General features: G+C 70.1%; 32 protein-coding genes. 3 read left to right on the top strand and 29 right to left on the bottom strand.

The window, feature by feature from the left end; translation table 11 throughout:
- Positions 1–249: 249 nt before the first annotated feature.
- The 9 genes from L615_RS07910 to infA form a co-directional block, all read right to left on the bottom strand.
- Positions 250–867 carry an L-threonylcarbamoyladenylate synthase gene (locus L615_RS07910; protein ID WP_145724718.1) on the bottom strand — a complete coding sequence of 206 codons (618 nt, stop codon included), beginning with the start codon at positions 865–867 and terminating at the stop codon, positions 250–252.
- A 3-nt stretch (positions 868–870) separates the two neighbouring features.
- On the bottom strand, positions 871–1,866 hold the full coding sequence (locus L615_RS07905) for a 4-hydroxy-3-methylbut-2-enyl diphosphate reductase (protein WP_084255339.1): 996 nt from the start codon (positions 1,864–1,866) through the stop codon (positions 871–873).
- A 126-nt stretch (positions 1,867–1,992) separates the two neighbouring features.
- Positions 1,993–2,574, bottom strand: coding sequence for a 50S ribosomal protein L17 (gene rplQ, locus L615_RS07900; RefSeq protein WP_145724717.1), 582 nt, complete (start codon positions 2,572–2,574; stop codon positions 1,993–1,995).
- A gap of 311 nt (positions 2,575–2,885) precedes the next feature.
- Positions 2,886–3,908, bottom strand: coding sequence for a DNA-directed RNA polymerase subunit alpha (locus tag L615_RS07895; RefSeq protein ID WP_028656373.1), 1,023 nt, complete (start codon positions 3,906–3,908; stop codon positions 2,886–2,888).
- A 113-nt stretch (positions 3,909–4,021) separates the two neighbouring features.
- Positions 4,022–4,630, bottom strand: coding sequence for a 30S ribosomal protein S4 (gene rpsD, locus L615_RS07890; RefSeq protein ID WP_028656372.1), 609 nt, complete (start codon positions 4,628–4,630; stop codon positions 4,022–4,024).
- 23 nt (positions 4,631–4,653) lie between these two features.
- Complete coding sequence (gene rpsK / locus L615_RS07885; protein WP_028656371.1) at positions 4,654–5,058, bottom strand: 30S ribosomal protein S11; 405 nt, start codon at positions 5,056–5,058, stop codon at positions 4,654–4,656.
- A 61-nt stretch (positions 5,059–5,119) separates the two neighbouring features.
- Entirely contained in the window at positions 5,120–5,494 is a 375-nt protein-coding gene (rpsM, locus tag L615_RS07880; RefSeq protein WP_028656370.1) for a 30S ribosomal protein S13, read from the bottom strand.
- Positions 5,495–5,678: 184 nt separating this feature from the next.
- Entirely contained in the window at positions 5,679–5,792 is a 114-nt protein-coding gene (gene rpmJ / locus L615_RS07875) for a 50S ribosomal protein L36 (protein WP_028656369.1), read from the bottom strand.
- Between the two features lie 107 nt (positions 5,793–5,899).
- Complete coding sequence (gene infA, locus L615_RS07870) at positions 5,900–6,121, bottom strand: translation initiation factor IF-1 (RefSeq protein ID WP_028656368.1); 222 nt, start codon at positions 6,119–6,121, stop codon at positions 5,900–5,902.
- A 287-nt stretch (positions 6,122–6,408) separates the two neighbouring features.
- Here infA and L615_RS07865 point away from each other — a divergent pair, with 287 nt between their 5' ends.
- The 3 genes from L615_RS07865 to L615_RS07855 all read left to right on the top strand — a co-directional run bounded on the left by L615_RS07865 (position 6,409) and on the right by L615_RS07855 (position 8,872).
- Entirely contained in the window at positions 6,409–7,533 is a 1,125-nt protein-coding gene (locus L615_RS07865) for an ABC transporter permease (RefSeq protein WP_145724716.1), read from the top strand.
- Complete coding sequence (locus L615_RS07860; protein ID WP_028656366.1) at positions 7,530–8,216, top strand: ABC transporter ATP-binding protein; 687 nt, start codon at positions 7,530–7,532, stop codon at positions 8,214–8,216. Before L615_RS07865 ends, L615_RS07860 begins: the two co-directional genes overlap by 4 nt.
- A 62-nt stretch (positions 8,217–8,278) precedes the next feature.
- Entirely contained in the window at positions 8,279–8,872 is a 594-nt protein-coding gene (locus L615_RS07855) for a TetR/AcrR family transcriptional regulator (RefSeq protein WP_145724715.1), read from the top strand.
- Positions 8,873–8,899: 27 nt separating this feature from the next.
- Here the strand turns inward: L615_RS07855 and L615_RS07850 are convergent, their stop codons facing one another.
- The 20 genes from L615_RS07850 to rplP all read right to left on the bottom strand — a co-directional run bounded on the left by L615_RS07850 (position 8,900) and on the right by rplP (position 23,645).
- Positions 8,900–9,949 (bottom strand): LLM class flavin-dependent oxidoreductase, encoded by a 1,050-nt coding sequence (locus tag L615_RS07850; protein ID WP_145724714.1) that lies wholly within the window; start codon positions 9,947–9,949, stop codon positions 8,900–8,902.
- A 536-nt stretch (positions 9,950–10,485) separates the two neighbouring features.
- The gene (locus L615_RS07845) at positions 10,486–13,008 is read right to left on the bottom strand and encodes an FHA domain-containing protein (RefSeq protein ID WP_145724713.1); all 2,523 of its coding nucleotides are present in this window, start codon (positions 13,006–13,008) and stop codon (positions 10,486–10,488) included.
- A gap of 38 nt (positions 13,009–13,046) precedes the next feature.
- On the bottom strand, positions 13,047–14,063 hold the full coding sequence (locus L615_RS07840; protein WP_145724712.1) for a TerC family protein: 1,017 nt from the start codon (positions 14,061–14,063) through the stop codon (positions 13,047–13,049).
- A gap of 195 nt (positions 14,064–14,258) precedes the next feature.
- A complete protein-coding gene (locus tag L615_RS07835) occupies positions 14,259–15,434 on the bottom strand; it encodes an isochorismate synthase MenF (protein ID WP_145724711.1) in 1,176 nt (391 codons plus the stop codon).
- Positions 15,435–15,509: 75 nt separating this feature from the next.
- Positions 15,510–16,346 (bottom strand): type I methionyl aminopeptidase, encoded by an 837-nt coding sequence (gene map / locus L615_RS07830; protein ID WP_145724710.1) that lies wholly within the window; start codon positions 16,344–16,346, stop codon positions 15,510–15,512.
- Positions 16,347–16,356: 10 nt separating this feature from the next.
- Complete coding sequence (locus tag L615_RS07825; protein ID WP_028656362.1) at positions 16,357–16,932, bottom strand: adenylate kinase; 576 nt, start codon at positions 16,930–16,932, stop codon at positions 16,357–16,359.
- On the bottom strand, positions 16,929–18,239 hold the full coding sequence (gene secY, locus L615_RS07820; RefSeq protein WP_145724709.1) for a preprotein translocase subunit SecY: 1,311 nt from the start codon (positions 18,237–18,239) through the stop codon (positions 16,929–16,931). Before secY ends, L615_RS07825 begins: the two co-directional genes overlap by 4 nt.
- A gap of 160 nt (positions 18,240–18,399) precedes the next feature.
- Positions 18,400–18,840, bottom strand: coding sequence for a 50S ribosomal protein L15 (gene rplO, locus L615_RS07815; protein WP_028656360.1), 441 nt, complete (start codon positions 18,838–18,840; stop codon positions 18,400–18,402).
- Positions 18,841–18,842: 2 nt separating this feature from the next.
- Positions 18,843–19,031, bottom strand: a complete 189-nt coding sequence (gene rpmD, locus L615_RS07810) for a 50S ribosomal protein L30 (protein ID WP_028656359.1) — start codon at positions 19,029–19,031, stop codon at positions 18,843–18,845.
- The gene (rpsE, locus tag L615_RS07805) at positions 19,031–19,669 is read right to left on the bottom strand and encodes a 30S ribosomal protein S5 (RefSeq protein ID WP_145724708.1); all 639 of its coding nucleotides are present in this window, start codon (positions 19,667–19,669) and stop codon (positions 19,031–19,033) included. Before rpsE ends, rpmD begins: the two co-directional genes overlap by 1 nt.
- Before the next feature lie 25 nt (positions 19,670–19,694).
- Positions 19,695–20,078 (bottom strand): 50S ribosomal protein L18, encoded by a 384-nt coding sequence (rplR, locus tag L615_RS07800; protein ID WP_145724707.1) that lies wholly within the window; start codon positions 20,076–20,078, stop codon positions 19,695–19,697.
- A 2-nt stretch (positions 20,079–20,080) separates the two neighbouring features.
- A complete protein-coding gene (gene rplF, locus L615_RS07795; RefSeq protein ID WP_028656356.1) occupies positions 20,081–20,620 on the bottom strand; it encodes a 50S ribosomal protein L6 in 540 nt (179 codons plus the stop codon).
- A 22-nt stretch (positions 20,621–20,642) separates the two neighbouring features.
- Positions 20,643–21,047 carry a 30S ribosomal protein S8 gene (rpsH, locus tag L615_RS07790; protein ID WP_028656355.1) on the bottom strand — a complete coding sequence of 135 codons (405 nt, stop codon included), beginning with the start codon at positions 21,045–21,047 and terminating at the stop codon, positions 20,643–20,645.
- Between the two features lie 66 nt (positions 21,048–21,113).
- A complete protein-coding gene (locus tag L615_RS07785) occupies positions 21,114–21,299 on the bottom strand; it encodes a type Z 30S ribosomal protein S14 (RefSeq protein WP_011757321.1) in 186 nt (61 codons plus the stop codon).
- A 19-nt stretch (positions 21,300–21,318) separates the two neighbouring features.
- Complete coding sequence (rplE, locus tag L615_RS07780; RefSeq protein WP_028656354.1) at positions 21,319–21,888, bottom strand: 50S ribosomal protein L5; 570 nt, start codon at positions 21,886–21,888, stop codon at positions 21,319–21,321.
- Complete coding sequence (rplX, locus tag L615_RS07775) at positions 21,888–22,283, bottom strand: 50S ribosomal protein L24 (protein WP_028656353.1); 396 nt, start codon at positions 22,281–22,283, stop codon at positions 21,888–21,890. Before rplX ends, rplE begins: the two co-directional genes overlap by 1 nt.
- Entirely contained in the window at positions 22,283–22,651 is a 369-nt protein-coding gene (rplN, locus tag L615_RS07770) for a 50S ribosomal protein L14 (RefSeq protein ID WP_011757324.1), read from the bottom strand. Before rplN ends, rplX begins: the two co-directional genes overlap by 1 nt.
- Positions 22,652–22,717: 66 nt before the next feature.
- Complete coding sequence (gene rpsQ / locus L615_RS07765) at positions 22,718–22,990, bottom strand: 30S ribosomal protein S17 (protein ID WP_028656352.1); 273 nt, start codon at positions 22,988–22,990, stop codon at positions 22,718–22,720.
- A complete protein-coding gene (rpmC, locus tag L615_RS07760; RefSeq protein WP_028656351.1) occupies positions 22,990–23,226 on the bottom strand; it encodes a 50S ribosomal protein L29 in 237 nt (78 codons plus the stop codon). Before rpmC ends, rpsQ begins: the two co-directional genes overlap by 1 nt.
- Positions 23,226–23,645: a 50S ribosomal protein L16 gene (gene rplP, locus L615_RS07755; protein ID WP_028656350.1), complete on the bottom strand. Its 420-nt coding sequence runs from the start codon at positions 23,643–23,645 to the stop codon at positions 23,226–23,228. The genes rpmC and rplP overlap by 1 nt, the downstream gene beginning before the upstream one ends.

The following is a 23,645-nucleotide window of genomic DNA, read 5'->3' as shown; positions in this document are numbered from 1 at the left end:
TCAGGCACGAGCGCGGCGCCCGCGGCCTCGCACCTCAACCACCGGGAGCAACGCTCGGACCACCTACGCCGGTCTTGCCGCCAGACGGAGGCTGGACCTACGAAAGGCAACCGCGCGCGCGGCAGCGCGGCGCCCGCGCCGAAGGCGCGTCGGCGGCAAGCGTGGGCCGAGCGGAGCGAGTGCCTGCGCGCAGCCGTCGACAGGCGACGCGCTCGCGCCACCAAGCCAGTCGGCGACGCGCTCGCGCCATCAAAAGCGGTCGGGGTCGCCGGCTCCGCGTCGGATGACCTCGGGGGCGCCGTCGGACCAGTCCACGACGGTGGTCGGCTCGGCCGGGGTCTCCCCTGCCTCGACGACGACGTCCACGTCGTGGTCGAGGTCCTCCTTGACCTCCCAGCCCATGGTCCGCGGCTCGGTCTCGCCGGGGAGGATCAGGGTGGAGCTGAGCAGGGGCTCGCCGAGCTCGGCGAGGAGGGCCTGGACGAAGGTGTGGTCGGGGATGCGGACGCCGACGGTGCGCTTCTTGGGGTGCATCAGGCGGCGGGGCACGTCGGGCATCGCGGGCAGGATGAAGGTGTAGGGCCCGGGGGTCGCGGCGCGGATGGCGCGGAACGCGGAGTTCTCGACGTGGACCATCTGCCCGAGCTGGGAGAAGTCCTTGCAGAGCAGGGTGAAGTGGTGCTTGTCGTCGAGTCCGCGGATCCGCAGGATCCGGTCGCGGCCGTCGCGGTTGCCGATGCGGCAGCCGAGCGCGTAGCCGGAGTCGGTGGGGTAGGCGATGAGGGCGTCGTCGTTGAGCGCGTCGACGATCTGGCCGAGCAGCCGCGGCTGCGGGTTGTCCGGGTGGACGTCGAGGTAGCGGGCCATGGCTCAGGCGCGGCCGGCGGCCTTGAGGTCGCGGTGCAGCTCCTTGGGGAGCGAGAACGCGAGGGTCTCCTCGGCGGTCTGCACCGGCCGGGCGTCGGGGTAGCCGCGCTCGGCGAGGTAGCCCAGCACCTCCTGGACGAGGTGGTCGGGCACCGAGGCGCCGGAGGTGACGCTGACCGAGCGGACGCCCTCGAGCCAGGACTCGTCGAGCTCGGAGACGTCGTCGATGCGGTACGACGCCTTGGCGCCGGCCTCGAGCGCGACCTCGACGAGACGCACGGAGTTCGACGAGTTCGCGGAGCCCACCACGATGACGAGGTCGGCGGCGGCGCCGATCTCCTTGACCGCGACCTGGCGGTTCTGGGTGGCGTAGCAGATGTCGTCGCTCGGCGGGTCCTCGAGCTGCGGGAACTTCGCGCGCAGCCGGCGGACGGTCTCCATCGTCTCGTCGACGCTCAGCGTGGTCTGCGAGAGCCACGCCAGCTTGGCGTCGGCCGGGAACTCGAGCCGGTCGACGTCGTCGGGGTGCTCGACGAGGACGGTCTGCTCGGGGGCCTCACCAGCGGTGCCCTCGACCTCCTCGTGGCCGGCGTGGCCGATGAGCAGGATCGTGTAGCCCTCGCGGGCGAAGCGCACGGCCTCGCGGTGCACCTTGGTGACCAGCGGGCAGGTGGCGTCGATGGTCTTGAGCTCGCGCTCCTCGGCCTGCCGGTGCACGGCCGGCGAGACGCCGTGGGCGGAGAAGACGACGGTCGCACCGGGCGGGACCTCGTCGAGCTCCTCGACGAAGATCGCGCCGCGCGACTCGAGGTTGGCGACGACGTGCTTGTTGTGGACGATCTGCTTGCGCACGTAGACCGGGGCGCCGTAGAGGTCAAGCGCCTGCTCCACGGTCACGACCGCGCGGTCGACGCCGGCGCAGTAGCCGCGGGGGTCGGCGAGCAGCACCTCACGCTCACTGTCCTCGAGCAGGCGCGGCGTCCCCAGGTCGATCGTCATGCCCCCAGTCTACGGACGGAGCACGCACGAGCCGACTTCTCGACGTCCTGCCGCGGAGTCGTGGGAACGGCGACGGCCCGCCACCCCGGCGGGGTGGCGGGCCGTCGTACGACGTGACGCGGGGCGTCAGGCCTTGTCGGCGTCCTCGGCCGGAGCCTCGGTCTCCTCGGCGGTGGTCTCCGCCTCGGCGGTCTCGACGTCGGTCGCGGAGGTGTCGACGACCCCGGCCTCGCCGGTCTCGTCGGTGGCCTCGACCTCGGCCGGGGCGTCCACGGCCGGCTTGGTGACCTCGGCGGCCGGAGCAGCCGGGGCAGCCTTGGGCGCGGACGGGGTGAACGCCTCGGTCACCAGCTCGATGACGGCCATGGGCGCGTTGTCACCGGCACGGTTGCCGATCTTGGTGATGCGGGTGTAGCCGCCCGGGCGGTCGGCGAAGGTCGGCGCGATCTCCGTGAAGAGGGTGTGCACGACACCCTTGTCCCGGATGACCTTGAGGACCTCGCGGCGCTGGTGCAGCGGGTTCTCGCCGGCGTGGGCCTTCTTGGCCTTGGTGATCAGCTTCTCGGCGTAGGGCCGCAGGGTGCGGGCCTTGGCCTCGGTCGTCGTGATCCGGCCGTGCTCGAAGAGCGAGGTGGCGAGGTTCGCGAGGATGAGGCGCTGGTGCGCCGGGCTGCCGCCGAGGCGGGGACCCTTCTTGGGCTTGGGCATGTCGTTCTCTCTTTCCTGCCCGGCCGTACGAGGTACCGGGTGCTAGGTCCGGCCGTGTCAGGTACCGGAGGTGGGAACCGGGCGATTGCCCGGTCCTTCTTCACTTGTCTTGCCGCCAGGCGGGGCCAGGCCCCACCCGACGGCTGCGTCTCTCGTGTCTTGCCGCCAGGCGGAGGCAGGACCTACGGAAGACAACTGCGGCGTGGCAGCGTGTCGCCCGCGGCGAAGCCGCGTCGACGAGGGCCCGCGGGCCGAGCGCAGCGAGCGCCCGTGCGGCCCTCGTCGACAGGCGACACGCTCACGCCATCAGCTCAGAACTGCTCGTCCTCGACGAAGCTCTCGTCGTCGTCCTCGTCGTCGCTGTAGTTGGCGAGGGCGGCGGACGGGTCGAAGCCGGGAGCGCTGTCCTTGAGGGACAGGCCCATCTCGTGCAGCTTGGCCTTGACCTCGTCGATGGACTTCGCGCCGAAGTTGCGGATGTCCAGCAGGTCCTGCTCGGAGCGGCTGATGAGCTCACCCACGGTGTGGATGCCCTCGCGCTTGAGGCAGTTGTAGGACCGGACGGTCAGCTGCAGGTCCTCGACCGGGAGGGCGAGGTCGGCGGCGAGCTGCTCGTCGACGGGCGACGGGCCGATGTCGATGCCCTCGGCCTCGACGTTGAGCTCACGGGCCAGGCCGAAGAGCTCGACCAGCGTCTTGCCGGCCGACGCGATGGCGTCGCGGGGCAGGATCGACGGCTTGGTCTCGACGTCGATGACGAGCTTGTCGAAGTCGGTGCGCTGCTCGACACGGGTGGCCTCGACCTTGTAGGTCACCTTCAGCACGGGGCTGTAGATCGAGTCGACCGGGATGCGGCCGATCTCGTTGTCGGCGCCCTTGTTCTGGACGGCCGAGACGTAGCCGCGGCCGCGCTCCACGACGAGCTCGAGCTCGAGCTTGCCGTTGTCGGAGAGGGTGGCGATCTTCAGGTCGGGGTTGTGGACCTCGACACCGGCCGGCGGGGCGATGTCCGCGGCGGTGACGTCACCGGCACCCGACTTGCGCAGGTACATGGTGACGGGCTCGTCGTGCTCGGAGGAGACGACGAGGCCCTTGAGGTTGAGGATGATCTCCGTGACGTCTTCCTTGACGCCCTCGATGGTCGAGAACTCGTGGAGGACGCCGTCGATCTTGATGCTGGTGACGGCGGCACCGGGGATCGAGGACAGGAGGGTACGACGCAGCGAGTTGCCGAGCGTGTAGCCGAAGCCGGGCTCGAGCGGCTCGATGACGAAGCGCGACCGGAACTGGTCGACGGTCTCCTCCGAGAGGCTGGGGCGCTGTGCGATGAGCACTTGTTTCTTTCCTTTCCGGGCCGACCGCTATATGAGGACCCAGAGTTGGTGCGGAGTAGGGAGAAGAAAGGCGTGTGCGGTCGGGGGCGGCGACGCCCCCGACCGCATGGAGATCACTTCTTGGAGTAGTACTCCACGATGAGCTGCTCCTGGATCGGCATGTCGATCTGCTCGCGCACGGGCAGCGAGTGCACCAGGATCCGCATCCGGTTCGGGAGCGCCTCGAGCCACGCCGGGACGATCCGCTCGCCGTGGGTCTCGCGGGCCACGATGAACGGCGTCATCTCGAGCGACTTCTCGCGCACGTCGATGATGTCGTACTGGGTGACCTGGAAGGACGGGATGTTGACCTTCTTGCCGTTGACCAGGAAGTGACCGTGGGTCACCAGCTGGCGGGCGTGGCGGCGGGTGCGGGCGAAGCCGGCGCGGTAGACCACGTTGTCGAGGCGGCACTCGAGCAGCTGGAGGAGGTTGTCGCCGGTCTTGCCCTGGCGACGGGCGGCCTCCACGTAGTAGCGGTGGAACTGCTTCTCGAGCACGCCGTAGGTGAAGCGGGCCTTCTGCTTCTCCTGCAGCTGGTTGCGGTACTCGCTCTCCTTGATCCGCGCGCGGCCGTGCTGGCCCGGCGGGTAGGGGCGCTTCTCGAAGGCGGCGTCGCCGCCGACGAGGTCGACGCCGAGGCGGCGCGACTTCTTGGTCAGGGGTCCGGTGTAACGGGCCATGTCAGTTCTCCTTCAAGTCCAGATCAGACGCGCCGGCGCTTCGGCGGGCGGCAGCCGTTGTGCGGGGCGGGGGTCACGTCCTGGATGGTGCCGACCTCGAGGCCGATCGCACCCAGCGAGCGGATCGCCGTCTCGCGGCCCGAGCCCGGGCCCTTGACGAAGACGTCGATCTTCTTCATGCCGTGATCCATCGCCCGACGGCCAGCGGCCTCGGCGGCCATCTGAGCGGCGTACGGGGTGGACTTGCGGGAGCCCTTGAAGCCGACGGTGCCGGCAGAGGCCCACGAGATCACCGCACCGGTCGGGTCGGTGATCGTGACGATCGTGTTGTTGAACGTGCTCTTGATGTGGGCCTCGCCCTGAGCGACGTTCTTCTTCTCCTTGCGGCGGACCTTCTTGGCCGCGCCCGCACGAGCCTTGGGAGGCATGCGTTATCTCCTTGAGAAAGCTGGTCTGTGGTGAGAGGCAGTGACGAGCCGGAGGCTCAGGTCACTTGGCCTTCTTCTTGCCGGCAACCGTGCGCTTCGGGCCCTTGCGGGTGCGAGCGTTGGTCTTGGTGCGCTGACCGCGGACCGGGAGGCCCATGCGGTGACGGCGACCCTGGTAGCTGCCGATCTCGATCTTGCGACGGATGTCAGCCTGGACCTCGCGACGGAGGTCACCCTCGATCTTGAAGTTCGCTTCGATCTCGTCACGGAGCTTGACCAGCTCCTCGTCACCCAGCTCGTGGACGCGGAGGTCCGGGCTGACGCCCGTGGCCTTCAGCACCTGCTGGGCGCGGGTACGGCCGATGCCGTAGATGTAGGTGAGAGCGACCTCGATGCGCTTGTCGCGCGGCAGGTCCACTCCGACGAGGCGAGCCATGAATGGCTTCCTTTCAATGGATCACGGTGGTGTGGTCGTGATGCGTCCGGGCGGTGTTGCGGTAGTGCCCAGCTCCGGCCATCCGTCCCGGAGGTGGTTCGCCGTCGGCGGTGCCGTCGGCTAAGCGATCACGTGGATGTCGTGTTCAGTTGTGGCGGGCCGGGATGGTCCCGGCCCGTGCGACTCAGCCCTGGCGCTGCTTGTGGCGCGGGTTGTCGCAGATCACCATGACGCGGCCGTGGCGACGGATCACCTTGCACTTGTCACAGATCGGCTTGACGCTCGGGTTGACCTTCATGTCAGCCCTTTCTCGGTAGTGGCGGAGAGAATCCGTGGGCGGGTCGTGGCGCGCGGCGAGCGGGGCAGCGAGCTGCCTGCTCCCACCGGGTCACGCCCGGGCGGGATTCACTTGTAGCGGTAGACGATCCGTCCGCGGGAGAGGTCGTAGGGAGAGAGCTCCACCACCACGCGGTCCTCGGGGAGGATCCGGATGTAGTGCTGGCGCATCTTTCCGCTGATGTGAGCCAGGACCTTGTGGCCGTTGCTCAGCTCCACGCGGAACATGGCGTTCGGAAGGGCCTCCACGACGGAGCCCTCCATCTCGATGACGCCTTCCTTCTTTGCCATGTCTCACAATCTGGTTGGGGATCAGGGTGTCTACCGGTGGTCCGGGAACCTCCTCCCCCCGCGGGCGAGGGGCGGTGGACCTCGTGAAGCCGTGCACCACACACGAACCCACGTTGGACCGACACGCCAGTCTATGACTTGTCACCAATGAACTCCCAATCCGCGAGCCGCAGCCTCGCACTCCGGCCCGGGGGTGAGCCACTTCGCACTCGCCGGGCGTAGTTTCCCGACGCCGCGTTGCTATCTTTGTCGACATGCCGTCGACAACTTCCGGGAGCTGACCGCCCGTGTTCCTCGCCCTCCGTGAGATCGCGTTCGCGCGCGGTCGCTTCGTCCTGATGGGCTCGGTGATCGCACTGATCGCCGTGCTGATGGTCCTGCTGAGCGGCCTCTCCGTCGGCCTGGTCCGCGACGGCGTGTCCGGCCTGCAGCGGATCCCGGCCACGTCGTTCGCCTTCCAGGACGACGTCGCCAAGGACTCGGCCTTCTCCCGCAGCACGGTCTCCACCGAGGCCGTCGCGACGTGGGCCGAGCAGCCCAACGTCGAGGACGCCAGCCCGTTCGGCAACGCGCTGGTCAACGGCCGCACCGACCGCGGGGTGGAGATCGACCTGGCCCTGTTCGGCGTCGAGGTCGACGGGTTCCTCTCCCCCGAGGTCGCCGAGGGCGAGGCCCTGAGCGGCGCCCCGGACGAGGTCGTGCTGAGCGCCACCGCCGCCGACGAGGGCGTGGCCGTGGGCGACGTGGTCGTGCTCGAGCCGAACGGCACCGAGCTGCGGGTCGTCGGGCTGCTGGAGGACCAGCACACCTTCGGCCACGTCGACATCGGCTACCTGCCGCTGAGGACCTGGCAGGAGGTCAACGCCGGCGTGCGCGATGGCGACCAGGTCGCACCGCGCGTGTACGACGAGATCACCGCGGTCGCCGTACGCGGCACGGACGTGGACCTCGCCGCCGGCGACAAGGCGGCCGGCACCACCTCGATGACCGTCGAGGAGTCGTACGACGCCTCGCCGGGCTACAAGGCCGAGACGTCGACGCTCAGCCTCATCCAGGCCTTCCTCTACGCCATCTCGGCCCTGGTCGTCGGCGCGTTCTTCAGCGTCATGACCGTTCAGCGGCGCCAGGAGATCTCGGTGATGCGCGCGATGGGCGCCTCGACCGGCTACCTGCTGCGCGACAGCATCGCGCAGGCCGTGATCCTGCTGGTCGTCTCGGCCGCGGTCGGCGTCGGCATCGGCGTGGGCGCCGGTGCGGCGATCTCGTCGACCCCGATGCCCTTCTCACTCGACGCCGGCCCGATCGCCGGCGCGACCGCCGCGCTGCTCATCCTCGGCGTCGTGGGCGCCGTCGTGTCCGTGCTGCGGATCGTCCGCGTCAACCCGCTGACCGCCCTGGGGGAGAACCGATGACCGAGCAGAGCCTGCACCTCGAGGACGCCCTCCTCGTCCACGGCGACGGCGACGAGACCGTCACCGCCCTCGACCACGTCACCCTCACCGTCGAGCCCGGCGAGATCGTGGCCGTCGTGGGCCCGTCCGGCGCCGGCAAGTCCAGCCTCCTCGCGGTCGCCGGTGGCCTGACCCCGCCGACCAGCGGCAGCGTCCGCGTCGGCGGCACGGAGCTGACCGGGCTGTCCCGGCGCGAGCTGACCTCGTTCCGCCGCCGCAACGTCGGCTTCGTCTTCCAGACCGGCAACCTCGTGCCTGCGCTCACGGCGCTCGACCAGCTGAGGCTGCCGCTCACCTTCGGCAAGGTCGAGGACCCGCGCGACCCGCGCGAGCTGCTCGCCGAGGTCGGCATGGACCACAAGGCCGGACGCCGTCCGCACCAGCTCTCCGGTGGCGAGCGCCAGCGCGTCGGCATCGCCCGCGCGCTGGTCACCCGCCCGGCACTGCTGCTGGTCGACGAGCCGACCGCTGCCCTGGACCGCCAGCGCAGCCAGGACGTCGTCGGACTGCTCGCCCGCGAGACCCGGGCCCACGGGGTGGTGACGGTGATGGTCACCCACGACCGCGACGTGCTCCACCACTGCGACCGGGTGTACGAGATGATCGACGGCAGGCTCGGGGCCGCGGCCGACTCGCCGGCCTGACCGGGACGTCGCGGGAGCCCAGCAGTCGCAGGAGTCGCAGGAGTCGCAGGAGGAGGTGGCCGGTGCCGCGGATCAACGCCCCCACGGTGGCTGCCCACCGCGAGCAGCAGCTGCGGGCGCTGCTCGACGGCGCCCGGGCCATCCTCGGCGAGACCGGGAGGGCACCGACCCTGGCCGCGACCGCCGAGCGGGCGGGCCTGGCGCGGTCGAGCGTCTACCAGTACTTCTCCTCCCCCGACGACCTGCTCGCGGCGGTCGTCGCGGACGTCTTCCCGGCGTGGGCGCAGCAGGTCCGCGACCGGATGGAGGCGGCCGACGGCCCGGGTGAGCGGGTGTGGGCCTACGTCTGCGCCAACCTCGAGCTGTTCACCAGCTCCGAGCAGGCCGTCGCCACCGCGCTGCGCAAGGTGGTGGAGCCCAGCGTGCTGCGGGAACCGGTCGCAGCCTTCCACGCCGAGCTGCACCAGCCCCTGGTCGCGGCCCTCGTCGACCACGGCGAGCCGCACCCGCGCCTGGTCGCCGACACCATCGACGGGATCGTCGTGCGGACCGCACAGGCCCTGGTCGACGGCAGGGAGGACGCACCGCGCGACCACGACGCCGCGCTGGCCCACCTGCGCCGGTTGCTCGGCGGGTACCTCCGCCTGGCCGGCTGAGGCCGGCTGGGACCGGCTGGGGCCGGTTCAGCCGGCGAGCAGCTCCAGGGTCCGCACCCGGGTGGGGGCGGTGCGCGGGTCGGTGCCCGAGGTGGCACCACCGACCGGGTTGACCATCACCTCGTCGACGCCGTACGACGCCGCGAGGTCCGCGATCTCCTTGCGGGCCGACTCGGCGTCGCCGATCACCCATTTGCGCCGCATCGCGTCGACGAGCGACTGGTGCGCCTCGGGCAGGCCGGCCTCGACGATCGTCTCGGCGTCCTCGATCGTGCGCTGCGCGATGAGCGGCTGGCCGGTGCGCAGCGCGAGCATCTGCAGTAGCTGCGGCAGCGCCTGGCGGTGTGCCTCCTCGGCGGTGTCGGCCACCGAGGCGTTGACGGTGAGGAAGGTGCGCGGGGCGGCGCCCTCCGGCGAGGGCTGGAAGGTCGAGCGGTAGAGCTGCAGGGCCTCGGCGGTCCCGGAGCCGGAGAAGTGGTGCGCGAAGACGTAGGGCAGGCCCTTGGCGGCGGCCAGCCGGGCGGAGTAGTCGGAGGAGCCGAGCAGCCACACCTCGGGCACCGACCGGGCGACCGGGGTGGCCTTGAGGACGTGCTGGCCGTTGCGCAGCGCCAGGCCGACGCCGGCCGGCTCCATCATCGCGAGCACGTTGTCGACGTACTCCGGGAAGCGGGCGACGGCGTCGTCCTCCACTCCCCCGGCGCCGTGGCGCAGCGCCCAGCTGGTGACCGGGTCGCTGCCCGGCGCGCGGCCGATGCCGAGGTCGATCCGGCCGGGGAACGCCGCCTCGAGCAGCGCGAACTGCTCGGCGACGACCAGGGGCGCGTGGTTCGGCAGCATGACGCCGCCCGAGCCGACCCGGATCCGCTCGGTCGCGCTCGCGAAGAGGCCGATCAGCACCGGCGGGTTGGTCGCCGCGACGGCCGGCATGTTGTGGTGCTCGGCCACCCAGAAGCGGCGGTAGCCCAGTCGGTCGGCGGTGCGGGCGAGCTCGACCGACGCGGCGACGGCGTCGCCGGTGGTCTGGTCGCTGCGGACGGGGACGAGGTCGAGGACGGAGAGCGCGAGATCAGGCATCGCCGACCCAAGGCTGGTGGGGGCTCGAACATTCCCGCCGCGTGGGGTCGGTCGGCCTGCCTCGGGCGCGCGCTGCAACACGCTGTCTGCCGACCTGGCAGCCCGACGGCTCATGTAACACGTGGTCTGCCGACCTGGCAGCCGCATGGCCGCTGCAACACGTGGTTCGCCGACCTGGCAGCCCCGCCACTGCTGTTCCAGCCCCACCCAGCGCCTCTCGGGCGCGGTCAGCGGGCGGGTAGAGCCGCGATCAACGTGTTACAGCGGACCGAGCCCCGCCCGAGCCCGGGCCGAGCCCGGGCCGAGCCCGGCCCGAGCCCCGCCCGAACGCCCTCGGGCCGCCCACCGGCCATACAACACGTGGTCTGCCGACCTGGCAGCCCCTCCACTGCTGTTCCAGCCCCACCCAGCGCCCCTCGGACGCGGTCAGCGGACGGGTAGAGCCGCGATCAACGTGTTACAGCGGACCGAGCCGGCCCGAACGCCCCGCGGACCGAGCCCCCGCACCCCGAGCCCGGCACCAGAGCCGGCCGGCCTCAGTCGTCGGCGGTGGCGCTGCGGCGGACGAGCAGGAGGCCGACGACGTACGACACCAGGCACAGCAGGGCGAGGACGAGCAGGTCCATCACGTAGTGCGCGGCGCCGCCGAGGGCGATCCAGTCCTCCTTGTCGGTGCCCTCGGTCTCGCGGACCAGGTCCATCGCGGACGCAGCCGCGGCGTAGCCCCAGCGGGACGGGGAGAGCCAGGCGACCTGCTCGAGGATCGGGCGGCCGGCGATCTCGAAGAGGGCGCCGGAGAGCACGAGTTGCAGCATCACCAGGCCGACGAGCGCGGGCATGGTCTGCTCGGTGCTGGTGACCAGGGCCGACAGGGCGAGGCCGATGACGACCATCGTGAACGACAGCGCGGCGATCGCGAGACCGACCCGGATCGTGCCGAGCTCGCCGTCCGCACCGGGCAGCCCGACGGTGGCGAGGAAGGTGACGACCAGGCCCTGCAGGAAGGCGGCAGAGCCGAGGACCATGACCTTGCTGGTGAAGTACACGCCGGGCGAGAGGCCGACGGCGTACTCCCGCTTGAAGATCGGCCGCTCCCCCACCAGCTCTCGGATCGCCAGCGCGGTGCCCATCAGGCAGGCGGCGACGATGAGCACGATCAGGCGCTGGGACGCCTCGCCCGTGGCGAAAGACTCCACGACCCCGCCGTCGGGCAGGGTGCGCTCCTTGCGCGACACGTCGAGCGAGAGGCCGTTGCTGCCGGGCACGAGGCGGCTCAGTCCGCCGAGGACCAGCGGCAGCACGAGCAGCATCCCGAGCAGCAGCCGGTCGGCGAGGACGACGGCGAGGTTGCGCTTGACCAGCGTGCTGAGCTGGCGCGCGACCGACTGCCGCGGTGGCGCGGGTACGGCGGCCTGGTGGTGCCGCTGCAGCGAGGAGGTGTCGACGGCGTGCCGCGGCGCGGGGATCCGCTGCCACAGGTCCGATTCGTCGAGCAGGTCGAAGACCTCGGGGTAGTTGCTCGCCCCGAAGTGGGCGAGCACGCCGTCCGGCGGGCCGAAGTAGGCGATCCGTCCGCCGGGGGCGAGCACCATGACGTTGTCGCAGACGTCGAGGGCGAGCACCGAGTGGGTGACGACCATGACGACGCGGCCGTCGTCGGCGAGCGAGCGCAGCTGCTTCATCACCTCCAGGTCCAGGCCCGGGTCGAGGCCCGAGGTCGGCTCGTCGAGGAAGAGCAGCGGCGGCGCGGTGAGCAGCTCGGTCGCGATCGACACGCGCTTGCGCTGGCCGCCGGAGAGCTGGGTGCCGATCCGGTTGTCCATCCGCTGCACCAGCTGCAGCTGGTGCGCGACGTGGTTCACCCGCGCGTCCCACTCCTGCGCGGTGGTGTCGGGGGGCAGGCGCAGCTGGGCGGCGTAGCGCAGGCCCTGCCGCACCTTCAGCTGCGGGTGCAGGATGTCCTGCTGCGGCACCAGGCCGATCTGGAAGCGCAGCTGGTCGTAGTGCTGGTAGAGGTCGTGGCCCTGCCAGATCACCCGGCCGTGGCTGGCCGGGCGCAGGCCGGTGAGGGCCCCGAGCAGGGTCGACTTGCCGGCACCCGAGGGGCCGATGACCGCGGTGAGGCTCTTCGGTTCGAGCTTGAACGAGATGTTCTCGATCAGCCGCTTGCCGCCGGCGACGACCTGGGTCAGGCCGTCGGCGTACAGGGTGAGCTCGTGCGCGGTCGCGGACGCGATGAGCTGCTGGCCGTCCCACCGGAAGGTCTGGTTGCCGAAGATGACCTCGGAGCCGACCGGCAGCTGCACGGCGCCCTGGACGCGGTGGCCGTTGACGAAGGTGCCGTTGAACGAGCCGAGGTCGTGCAGCACCGCGAGGGTCTGCCCCGTCGGCGGGTCGAGCCGGGCGTGGCGACGGCTGACCAGCGGGTCGTCGAGCACGATGTCGTTGGCGTGGTCGCGACCGATGCCCAGTGAGCGGCCCGCCTGCAGCTGCTGGGGCAGCACGACGGAGTGGCCGTGCGGGAGCTGGCCCGGCGGGAGCACGCCGGCCGGGCGCCACGCGTCGGCGGGGGCGCCGCTCGCCGGCAGCTGCGGCGGAGGCAGGTTCTTCCAGAACTCGCCACCGTCCGCCGGCTGGGCCTGCGGCTGCTTGGGGGCCTGCGGCGAGGGCGTCCCGACCTGCGGGGTGCCCTGCGGCAGCGGGCGCGAGGACTGCGGTGCCGGCTGCTGGTACGGCGGCGGCGCGGCCACGCCTCCCCCGCCGGACTGGCCGACCAGCACGGTCAGCACCACCGGCTCACCGGCCGGGCCACCGAGGTGGATGCTGACGGGTCCGCCGGTCAGCGGGAGCCGGGTGATCCGCTGCCCGGCGACGAAGGTGCCGTTGCTGCTGGAGTCGACGACCACCCAGGTGCCGTCCTCGAGCTGGACCGTCGCGTGGTGGCGCGAGGCCCGGGCGTCGGCGACGGTGACGTCGCAGTCATGCTCCCGGCCGACCACCACGCTGGGCCCGTCGAAGGTCCGGGTGGTCCCCGCCCACTGCACCTGGAGACGGTCCACTGATCATCCTTCGGTCGGGAGCCGCTGACGCGGGAACCCTAACCGATGGAGGCGCCGTCGAAACGGTTCTTCGCCCCTTCCCGCTCCTCCTGCCGTCGCGCCCGCCACAGGCTGGCGACGGCGGTCACGACGAGGGTCACGACGATGACGCCGAGGCTGAGCAACGACGGGACCTCGGGCACGTGGAGCGGCTCACCACCGTTGACGAAGGAGAGCTCGTTCTCGTGCAGTGCGTGCAGCACCAGCTTGACGCCGATGAAGGCGAGGATGACGGCCAGGCCGAGCGAGAGGTAGACCAGCTTCTGCAGCAGCCCACCGAGCAGGAAGTAGAGCTGGCGCAGGCCCATCAGCGCGAAGACGTTGGCGGTGAAGACCAGGTAGGGCTCGCGGGTGACGCCGAAGATGGCGGGGATCGAGTCGAGCGCGAAGAGGATGTCGGTCGCACCCAGCGCCACGATGACGACCACCATCGGGGAGACGAACCGGACGCCGTTCTCGCGGTACCAGAGCCGCAGGCCGTCGTACCGCTCGCCGACGCGGAGGTGGCTGCGGGTGAAGGCGACGATCGCGTTGTCCTCGGGGTGCTCCTCCTCGTGGGTGCGCCAGGACCGGGCCAGCTTGACCGCCGTCCAGACCAGGAAGGCACCGAAGACGTAGAAGACCCAGCTGAAGTTCTCGATCAGCGCGTAGCCCAGGGCGATGAACACTGCGCGGAAGAGCAGGGCGAGCACGATGCCGACCATCAGCGCCTGCTGCTGGAACTGGCGCGGCACCTTCAGCGCTGCCATCAGCAGCAGGAAGACGAAGAGGTTGTCGATCGAGAGCGAGTACTCGGTGAGCCAGCCGGTGTAGAACTGCAGCCCGTACTCCTGGCCGTGGCCCAGCCAGGTCCACGCGCCGAAGGCGAGCGCCGCGCCGATGTAGAAGGTCAGCGCGATCGCGCACTCGCGCATCGTCGGCTCGTGCGGGTTGCGCGCGATGACGGCGACGTCGAAGAGGAGCACGGCGACGGTCGCCGCGATGGTGATGGTCCATTCGAGGGTGGTCACGTCCACGGGACGAGGTCCTTCCAGGGGTCGGTCGATGGTCGACCGAGGTCTCGTCCGCTGTCCGGATGGACAACCTGCGGGTCCGGAGCGGCACGACGACCGCTCGTACTGACGAGCCCGCAGCGGAGGACTACTCCCCTTGGCTGCCTCCATGGTGACAGACGGACCGGCCCCGACCAAGGCGACCGCCCGCCGGACGTGTCAGGAAGCCGGCTCCCCGGGCGGGGCGAAGCCGGTGACGCGCGCCATCGTGGCGAGCTTCGCGCCGGTCTCGCGCACCTCGAGCGCCGGGTCCGAGCCGGCGACGATGCCCGCGCCGGCGAACAGCCGCAGCTTCGGCCCGTCGATCACCGCGGCGCGGATGGTGACGGCGAACTCGCCGTCGCCGTTGCCGTCGACCCAGCCGACGCAGCCGGCGAAGAAGTCGCGCAGGTCGCCCTCGAGGTCGGCGATGACCGCGTTGGCGGCGGCGGTGGGGACGCCGCCGACGGCGGGCGTCGGGTGCAGCAGCTGGGCCAGGCGCAGCGCGCTCAGTCCGTGGTCGTCACCGGCGAGGCGGGCGCGGATCGGGGTCGCGAGGTGCCACACGGTGTCGGTCGAGAGCAGCTCCGGCGTCGCCGGGTGCTGGATCTCGACGCAGACGTCCTTGAGGGCGTGCACGATCGCGTCGACGACGAACGCGTGCTCGGCGAGGTCCTTGGCGGAGGCCTGCAGGCCGGCGGCGCGCCTCGCGTCCTCGTCGGGGTCGTCGGAGCGCGGCACCGACCCTGCGAGCGGGGTGCAGGTGATGGTGCGGCCGTCGCGGCGGACCAGCAGCTCGGGGCTGGCTCCGACGAGGATCGGCCCCTCCGTCGGCGTGCCGTCCTTGGTGCCCGGCACCAGCGGGACGCTGAAGACGTAGCGGCCCGGTCGGGTCGTGAGCAGCCGGTCGATGATCTCGGCCGGCACGAGCGGCGGCGTGCTGACCACGTCGAGGCAGCGGCCGAGGACGACCTTGTGGAGGTCGCCGCCGGCGATCTTCTCCAGCGCGGCCTCGACCATGACGGCGTACTCGGCCGGGGTCGGGAACTCGGTCACGTCGTAGTGGCGGTCGACGGTCGTGTCGGGCTCGACCCGGAGCAGGGCCCGCTCGGCGCCCTCGACCTGGTGGGCGATGCCCGGGGCCCCGGCGGCGAAGGACAGCGCGCACAGCGCCCGCTCGCCGGGGGCGAGGCCGGCGACGACCTCGTCCGCCCAGCTCGGGTCGGCACCGTCCGGCGTCTGCCAGGTGCGCACCACGCGGCTCGCGACGTAGGCCTGCACCCCGGACGCGAACAGCAGCGGTCGCTCGGCCAGCGCCGCCGGGGTGATCGGCTCGCGAGCGTCGTTCTGGCTCACTGGCGGTCTCCTCCGTGGACGTGCTCGTGGTGCAGCGTCACATGCGGGGCGGCGAGGTCCAAGTCGGAGGGCACCTCAGATCGCGCCGTACGGCGCACCGAGCTCCTCGAGCCGGGCCTGCCCACCGTCCTCGGCGGTCAGGACCCACACCCCCGCGTCGGTGAGCGCGAAGGTGTGCTCGTAGTGCGCCGCCCACGACCGGTCGGCGGAGATCACGGTCCACTCGTCGTCCGCGACCACGGTGTCGGCCGTGCCGAGGGTGACCATCGGCTCGACGGCCAGGGCCATGCCCCGCTTCAGGCGGGGGCCACGGCCGCGCCGCCCCTCGTTCGGGACGTCGGGCTCCATGTGCATCGAGGTGCCGATGCCGTGCCCGGTGTAGCCCTCGACGATGCCGAAGTCGCCGGCGGCTCGGACGAAGCTCTCGACGGCGTGCGAGATGTCGCCGACCCGTCCGCCGACGCGCGCCGCCGCGAGACCCCGCCACAGGGCGTCCTCGGTGACCTGCATCAGCCGCCGCACGTCCTCAGGCACGTCTCCGACGGCCACGGTGATGGCCGCGTCGCCGTGCCAGCCGGTGCCGTCCTCGTCCGCGACGATCGCGCCGCAGTCGATGGAGATGATGTCGCCCTCCTGCAGCACCCGCGGGCCGGGGATGCCGTGGACGACCTCGTCGTTGACCGAGGCGCAGATGCTGGCGGGGAACGGGGGCACCCCGTAGCCCAGGAAGGACGGCACCCCGCCCTGCTCCCGGATGCTCGCCTCGGCGAGCGCGTCGAGGTCGGCCGTGCTCACGCCCGGCTGCACCGCGTCACGCAGGCGCGCAAGGGTGTGACCGACGACGAGCCCCGCGGCGCGCATGGAGCGCACCTGCTCGGGGGTCTTGACCTCGATCCGGTGGTCGAACAGCACCGAGGGCAGGTCAGCTCGTGGTGAGGGCGTCCAGCGCGGAGAAGATCCGCTGCTGGACGTCGGCGATGTCGCCCATGCCGTCGACCGAGACGACCAGGCCGCGGCCCGAGTAGACCTCGATGAGTGGCTCGGTCTCCTCGGCGTAGACCTCGAGGCGACGCCGGATGACGTCCTCGGTGTCGTCGGCGCGACCCTCGATCTCGGCGCGCTTGAGGAGCCGCTCGACGACCGCCTCGCGGTCGACGGTCAGCACCAGGACGGCGTCGAGCTTGTGACCGGTCTCCTCGACCATCGAGTCGAGCTCGGTGACCTGGGCCAGGGTGCGGGGGTAGCCGTCGAGCAGGAAGCCGCCCTCGGCGTCCGGCTCGGCGAGCCGGCTGCGCACCATGTTGTTCGTGACCTCGTCCGGCACGTACTCGCCGGCGTCCATGTAGCGCTTGGCCTCGATGCCGAGCGGCGTGCCACCGCTGACGTTCGCCCGGAAGATGTCACCGGTCGAGATGGCGGGGATGGAGAAGTGGTCGGCGACCGCGGTGGCCTGGGTGCCCTTGCCGGCGCCCGGGGGGCCCATGATCAGAAGCCTCAACGCAGGAATCCTTCGTAGTTGCGCTGCTGGAGCTGGCTCTCGATCTGCTTCACCGTGTCCAGGGCGACGCCGACCATGATCAGGATGGACGTTCCGCCGAACGGGAAGTTCTGGTTGGCGTCGATCAGCACGAACGCGATGAGCGGCACGAGCGAGATCAGACCCAGGTAGAGCGAGCCCGGCAGGGTGATGCGGGAGAGGACGTAGGACAGGTAGTCCTGGGTCGGCTTGCCTGCCCGGATCCCGGGGATGAAGCCGCCGTACTTCTTCATGTTGTCGGACACCTCTTGCGGGTTGAAGGTGATCGACACGTAGAAGTAGGTGAAGAAGATGATGAGCGCGAAGTACGCCGCCATGTGGACCGGGTTGCCCTGGTCGACGAGGTACTCGTTGAGGAAGTCGATGAACCAGTTGGTCGACTCGGCGTTCGCGTTGAACTGCACGGCCATGGCCGGCAGGTAGAGCAGCGAGCTCGCGAAGATGACCGGGATGATGCCGGCCTGGTTCACCTTGAGCGGGATGTAGGTCGAGCTGCCGCCGAACATCTTCCGCCCGACCATGCGGCGGGCGTACTGCACCGGGATCCGGCGCTGCGACTGCTCGATGAAGATGACCGCGGCCACCAGTGCGAGACCGATGGCGATGACGATGCCGAAGGTCCACCAGCCCTGGGTGATCTTGACCTGCCACAGCGCCGCCGGGAAGGTCGCGACGACCTGGGTGAAGATCAGGATCGACATGCCGTTGCCGACGCCGCGCTCGGTGATCAGCTCACCCAGCCACATGATCACGGCCGTGCCGGCGGTCATGGTGATGACCATGACCAGGAAGGTCGAGGTGTTGTCGTCGTGCAGCAGGTCGCGGTCACAGCCCTGCAGCAGGTTGCCGGTGCGTGCCAGCGCGACGATGCCCGTCGCCTGCAGCACGGCGAGGCCCAGCGTCAGGTAGCGCGTGTACTGCGTGATCTTGGTCTGCCCGGCCTGGCCCTCCTTCTTCAGGGCCTCCAGGCGCGGGATCACGACGACGAGCAGCTGCAGGATGATGCTCGCGGTGATGTACGGCATGATGCCGAGCGCGAAGACAGTCAGCTGCAGGAGCGCACCGCCGGAGAACAGGTTCACCAGGCTGTACAGCCCGGCGTTCTCGCCGTCCTGGACGATGTCGATGCACCGCTCCACGTTGGAGACGTGCACACCCGGGGCGGGGATCTGCGAACCGGCCCGGAAGATCACGATGATCAACAGGACGAACAGCAGCTTGCGCCGCAGGTCCGGGGTCCGGAAGGCGTTCACGAACGCGCTGAGCACTCGGGTCCTCTTCTCTCATCGCTGGCCTTGTGGCCAGCGGGAAGCCTAACAGGGCGGTCGCAGAAGCCTGGCGGGGTACGGCGACCTGACCGTGGAGACGAGACGAGGGGCGCGGCGAACCCCAGCTGTGGCTGGGTTCGACGCGCCCCTCGCAGCGCCATCACAGGACCGTGACGGTCCCGCCGGCGCCCTCGATCTTCTCCTTGGCCGAGGCCGAGAACGCGTGCGCGCTCACCGCGACCTTGACCGTCAGGTCGCCCTGGCCGAGCACCTTGACGGGCTCGCCCTTGCGGACGGCGCCCTTGGCGACCAGCGTCTCCGGGGTGACGTCGCCGCCCTCGGGGAACAGCGCGCTGATCTTGTCGAGGTTGACGACCTGGAAGGTCACCTTGAAGGGGTTCTTGAAGCCCTTGAGCTTCGGCAGCCGCATGTGCAGCGGCATCTGGCCACCCTCGAACGCGACGGGGACCTGGTAACGGGCCTTCGTGCCCTTGGTACCACGGCCCGCGGTCTTGCCCTTGGAGCCCTCACCGCGACCCACGCGGGTCTTGGCGGTCTTGGCGCCCGGGGCCGGGCGCAGGTGGTGCAGCTTGAGAGTCATGGTCACTCGCCTCCGACGACCTCGACCGTCACCAGGTGACGGACGGTGTGGACCATGCCCCGGATCTCGGGACGGTCCTCCTTGATGACGACGTCGCCGATCCGCTTGAGGCCCAGGGTGCGCAGGGTCTCGCGCTGGTTGGCCTTCGCGCCGATCTTCGACTTGGTCTGCTGGACCTTGAGCTGAGCCATCAGACGTTCACCGCCTCGGGGGCGGCCGACTTGGCGGCGGCCGCAGCGGCCTCGCCCTCGGCCTTGGCCTTCAGCAGCGCCGCCGGGGCGACGTCCTCGACCGGCAGACCACGACGCGCGGCGACCGACTCGGGCTGCTCCAGCATGCGGAGCGCCTCGACGGTGGCGTGCACGATGTTGATCTGGTTCGACGAGCCCAGCGACTTGCTGAGGACGTCGTGGATGCCGGCGCACTCCAGGACGGCGCGCACCGGACCACCGGCGATGACACCGGTACCGGGAGCGGCCGGGCGCAGGAACACCACGCCGGCAGCCTTCTCGCCCTGGACCGGGTGCGGGATCGTGCCCTGGATGCGGGGGACGCGGAAGAAGTTCTTCTTCGCCTCCTCGACACCCTTGGCGATCGCCGCGGGAACTTCCTTGGCCTTGCCGTAGCCGACGCCGACCAGGCCGTCGCCGTCACCGACGACCACGAGGGCGGTGAAGCTGAAGCGACGACCGCCCTTCACGACCTTGGCGACGCGGTTGATCGCGACGACGCGCTCGACGTACTGGCTCTTCTCGGCACCGCGGCCGTCACGGCCGCCACGGCCGCCACGGTCGCCGCCCGAACGCTGTCCGCGCTGGGGTCCGCTCATGATTTCTCCTCAGTCCTGTTCGCGGTCAGAAGGTCAGGCCGCCCTCGCGGGCGCCATCGGCCAGGGCCGCGATGCGACCGTGATACTTGTTGCCGGCGCGGTCGAAGACGACCGACTCCACGCCCAGCTCCTTGGCACGGGCGGCGACGAGCTCGCCGACCTTCTTGGCCTTGGCGGTCTTGTCGCCGTCGAAGGCGCGCAGGTCGCCCTCGAGGGTCGAGGCCGACGCCAGGGTCTTGCCGACCAGGTCGTCGACGACCTGGGCGGTGATGTGCTTGCTCGAGCGGGTGACCACCAGGCGCGGCCGCTCGGCCGTGCCGTAGATCTTCTTGCGACCGCGGATCTGGCGGCGCAGGCGCGAGCTGGCGCGCGCGGACAGGTTCCGCTTGTGCTTGAGAGTGATCGCCATGGTCACTTACCAGCCTTTCCGACCTTGCGGCGGACGTGCTCGCCGGCGTACCGGACACCCTTGCCCTTGTACGGCTCGGGCTTGCGGAGCTTGCGGATGTTGGCGGCGACCTCGCCGACCAGCTGCTTGTCGATACCGACGACGCCGAGCTTGGTCGGGCCATCCACCGTGAAGGTGATGCCCTCGGGGGCGTCGAAGATGATCGGGTGCGAGTAACCGAGCTGGAACTCCAGCTGGGTTGGGCCCTTCGACAGGACGCGGTAACCCACGCCCACGATCTCGAGCTTCTTCTCGTAGCCCTCGGTCACACCCACGACCATGTTGTTGATCAGGGTGCGGGACAGGCCGTGGAGCGAGCGGGAGACCCGCTCGTCGTCGGGACGCTTGACGTCCAGGACGCCCTCGCCCTTCTCCACGGTGATCGGAGCGGCAACGGTGTGGCTCAGGGTGCCCTTGGGGCCCTTCACCGTGACGTCTGCGCCGTTGATCTGGACGTCGACCCCAGCCGGGACCGGGATGGGGAGCTTGCCGATGCGCGACATGTTCTTCTCTCTCCTTCCCTTGTCACCAGACGTAGGCGAGGACTTCCCCACCCACGCCCTTCTGGTTGGCCTGGCGGTCGGTCAGGAGGCCCTGGCTCGTCGAGATGATCGCGACGCCGAGGCCACCGAGGACCTTGGGCAGACCGGTGTGCTTGGCGTACACGCGCAGACCGGGCTTGCTGATGCGGCGGACGCCGGCGATCGAGCGCTCCCGGTTGCGGCCGTACTTGAGGGTGATCGTCAGCAGCTTGCCGACGCCGTTCTCGTTGTCGGCGACCTCGTAGGAGGTGATGTAGCCCTCCTGCTTGAGGATGCCGGCCACGCCCTCCTTCAGCTTGCTGTACGGCATGGTCACCGCGTCGTGGTACGCCTGGTTGGCGTTGCGCAGACGCGTGAGCATGTCTGCGATCGGGTCAGTCATCGTCATGATGTGTGTTCTTTCTCGAAGTGGTTTCGCACCGGTCCCAGCCGGCGCGACCTGCTACGTGGTGGGTTACCAGCTCGACTTGGTGACACCGGGCAGCTCGCCACGGTGCGCCATCTCGCGCAGGCAGATACGGCACAGGCCGAACTTGCGGTACACGGCCTTGGGGCGGCCGCAGCGCTGGCAACGGGTGTAGCCACGCACCGCGAACTTGGGCTTGCGGGCGGCCTTGACCTTGAGGGCAGTCTTCGCCATGTCTTCTCTCCTCGCTGACTCAGCGCTCAGCGAACGGGAAACCGAGCTGCTTCAGCAGCGCGCGCCCCTGCTCGTCGTTGGTCGCCGTGGTGACGATGGTGATGTCCATGCCCCGCTGGCGGTCGACCTTGTCCTGGTCGATCTCGTGGAACATGACCTGCTCGGTCAGCCCGAACGTGTAGTTGCCGCGGCCGTCGAACTGCTTCGGCGACAGACCACGGAAGTCGCGGATACGCGGCAGGGCCAGCGTGAGCAGGCGGTCCAGGAACTCCCACATCCGGTCGCCGCGCAGCGTGACGTGCGTGCCGATCGGCATGCCCTCGCGCAGCTTGAACTGCGCGATGGACTTGCGGGCCTTGGTGACCGCCGGCTTCTGGCCGGTGATCGCGGTCAGGTCGCGGATCGCGCCCTCGATCAGCTTCGAGTCACGCGCGGCCTCGCCGACGCCCATGTTGACCACGATCTTGACGAGGCCGGGCACCTGCATGACGTTGGCGATCTCGAACTCGGACTTGAGCGCCGGGAGGATCTCCTCGCGGTACTTGGTCTTGAGCCGGGGCGTGACCTTCTCGATGGTGCTCTCGGTCATCAGATTTCCTTCCCGGTCTTGCGGGAGATGCGGACGCTGCGCGTCGAGGTGTACTCCGAGCCGTCGGGACGGCGCTTGGTGACCTCGACCCGCTTGTGGCCGACGCGGGTGACGCCGTCACCCTCGACCAGCATCACGTTGGACACGTGGATCGGCGCCTCGGTGGTGATGATGCCGCCGGTGTTGCCGGCGCGACCACCCTGGTCGACGACCTTGGTGTGCTTCTTGATCCGGTTGACGCCCTCGACGATCACCCGCTGCTCCTCACGGAGCACCTTGATGATCTTGCCCTCGGCGCCCTTGTCCTTGCCGGCGATGACCTTGACGGTGTCGCCCTTCTTGACGTGGAGGTTGGGACGCTTGCGGTCCTGCTCCGACTTCCTGCGGGCAGCCATCACAGCACCTCCGGCGCGAGCGAGATGATCTTCATGAACTTCTTCTCCCGCAGCTCACGGCCGACGGGGCCGAAGATGCGGGTACCGCGGGGCTCGCCGTCGTTCTTGAGGATCACCGCGGCGTTCTCGTCGAAGCGGATGTACGAGCCGTCGGGACGACGGCGCTCCTTGACGGTGCGCACGACGACCGCCTTGACGACGTCGCCCTTCTTGACGTTGCCGCCGGGGATGGCGTCCTTGACGGTGGCGACGATGACGTCACCGATCCCGGCGTAGCGACGACCGGAGCCGCCGAGCACCCGGATGCAGAGGATCTCCTTCGCACCGGTGTTGTCGGCGACCTTGAGTCGCGACTCCTGCTGAATCATCGATTTCTCCTGGTTGTCGTGCCGGTTCTCGGCCCCTCACCGGGGGCCGAGCCTGGCCGAACGGAATTACTTGGCGCGCTCGAGGATCTCCACCACGCGCCAGCGCTTGGTGGCCGACAGCGGGCGGGTCTCCATGATGAGGACGCGGTCGCCGACGCCGCACTCGTTCTGCTCGTCGTGGGCCTTGAGGCGCGTGTTGCGCCGCATGACCTTGCCGTACAGCGCGTGCTTGACGCGGTCCTCGACGGACACGACCACGGTCTTGTCCATCTTGTCGCTCACGACCAGGCCCTCACGGGTCTTGCGCGCGTTGCGCTGGTTCTCGGTCGTCTCGGCCATCAGTTCTCCTCCTCCGAACCCGGAGCGGTCCGGATGCCGAGCTCGCGCTCACGCACCACGGTGTAGATCCGGGCGATGTCCTTCTTGACCGTGCGGAGCCGGCCGTGGCTCTCCAGCTGGCCGGTGGCCGCCTGGAACCGCAGGTTGAACAGCTCCTCCTTGGCCTCGCGCAGCTTGGCCTCGAGGTCGACGTCGTTGAGCTCGTCGAGCTCGTGCGCGCGGATGACGTTCGCCATCAGAACTCACCAGCCTCTCGCGTGATGAATCGGGCCTTCATGGGCAGCTTGTGGATCGCGCGACGCATGGCCTCGCGAGCCACGTCCTCCGGCACACCCGACAGCTCGAACATGACGCGGCCCGGCTTGACGTTGGCGACCCACCACTCGGGGGAGCCCTTACCGGAACCCATGCGGGTCTCGGCAGGCTTCTTGGTGAGGGGGCGGTCCGGGTAGATGTTGATCCAGACCTTTCCGCCACGCTTGATGTGGCGGGTCATGGCGATACGGGCCGACTCGATCTGGCGGTTGGTGACGTAAGCACCCTCGATCGCCTGGATACCGAAGTCACCGAACGCCAGCGACGTACCGCCCTTGGCGGCACCCCGACGCTTCGGGTGGTGCTGCTTGCGGTGCTTGACGCGACGCGGCATCAACAT

This window comes from Nocardioides sp. J9 (genome assembly GCF_007829375.1).
Classification (GTDB): domain Bacteria; phylum Actinomycetota; class Actinomycetes; order Propionibacteriales; family Nocardioidaceae; genus Nocardioides.
This window is presented reverse-complemented; position numbering and strand designations above follow the sequence as displayed.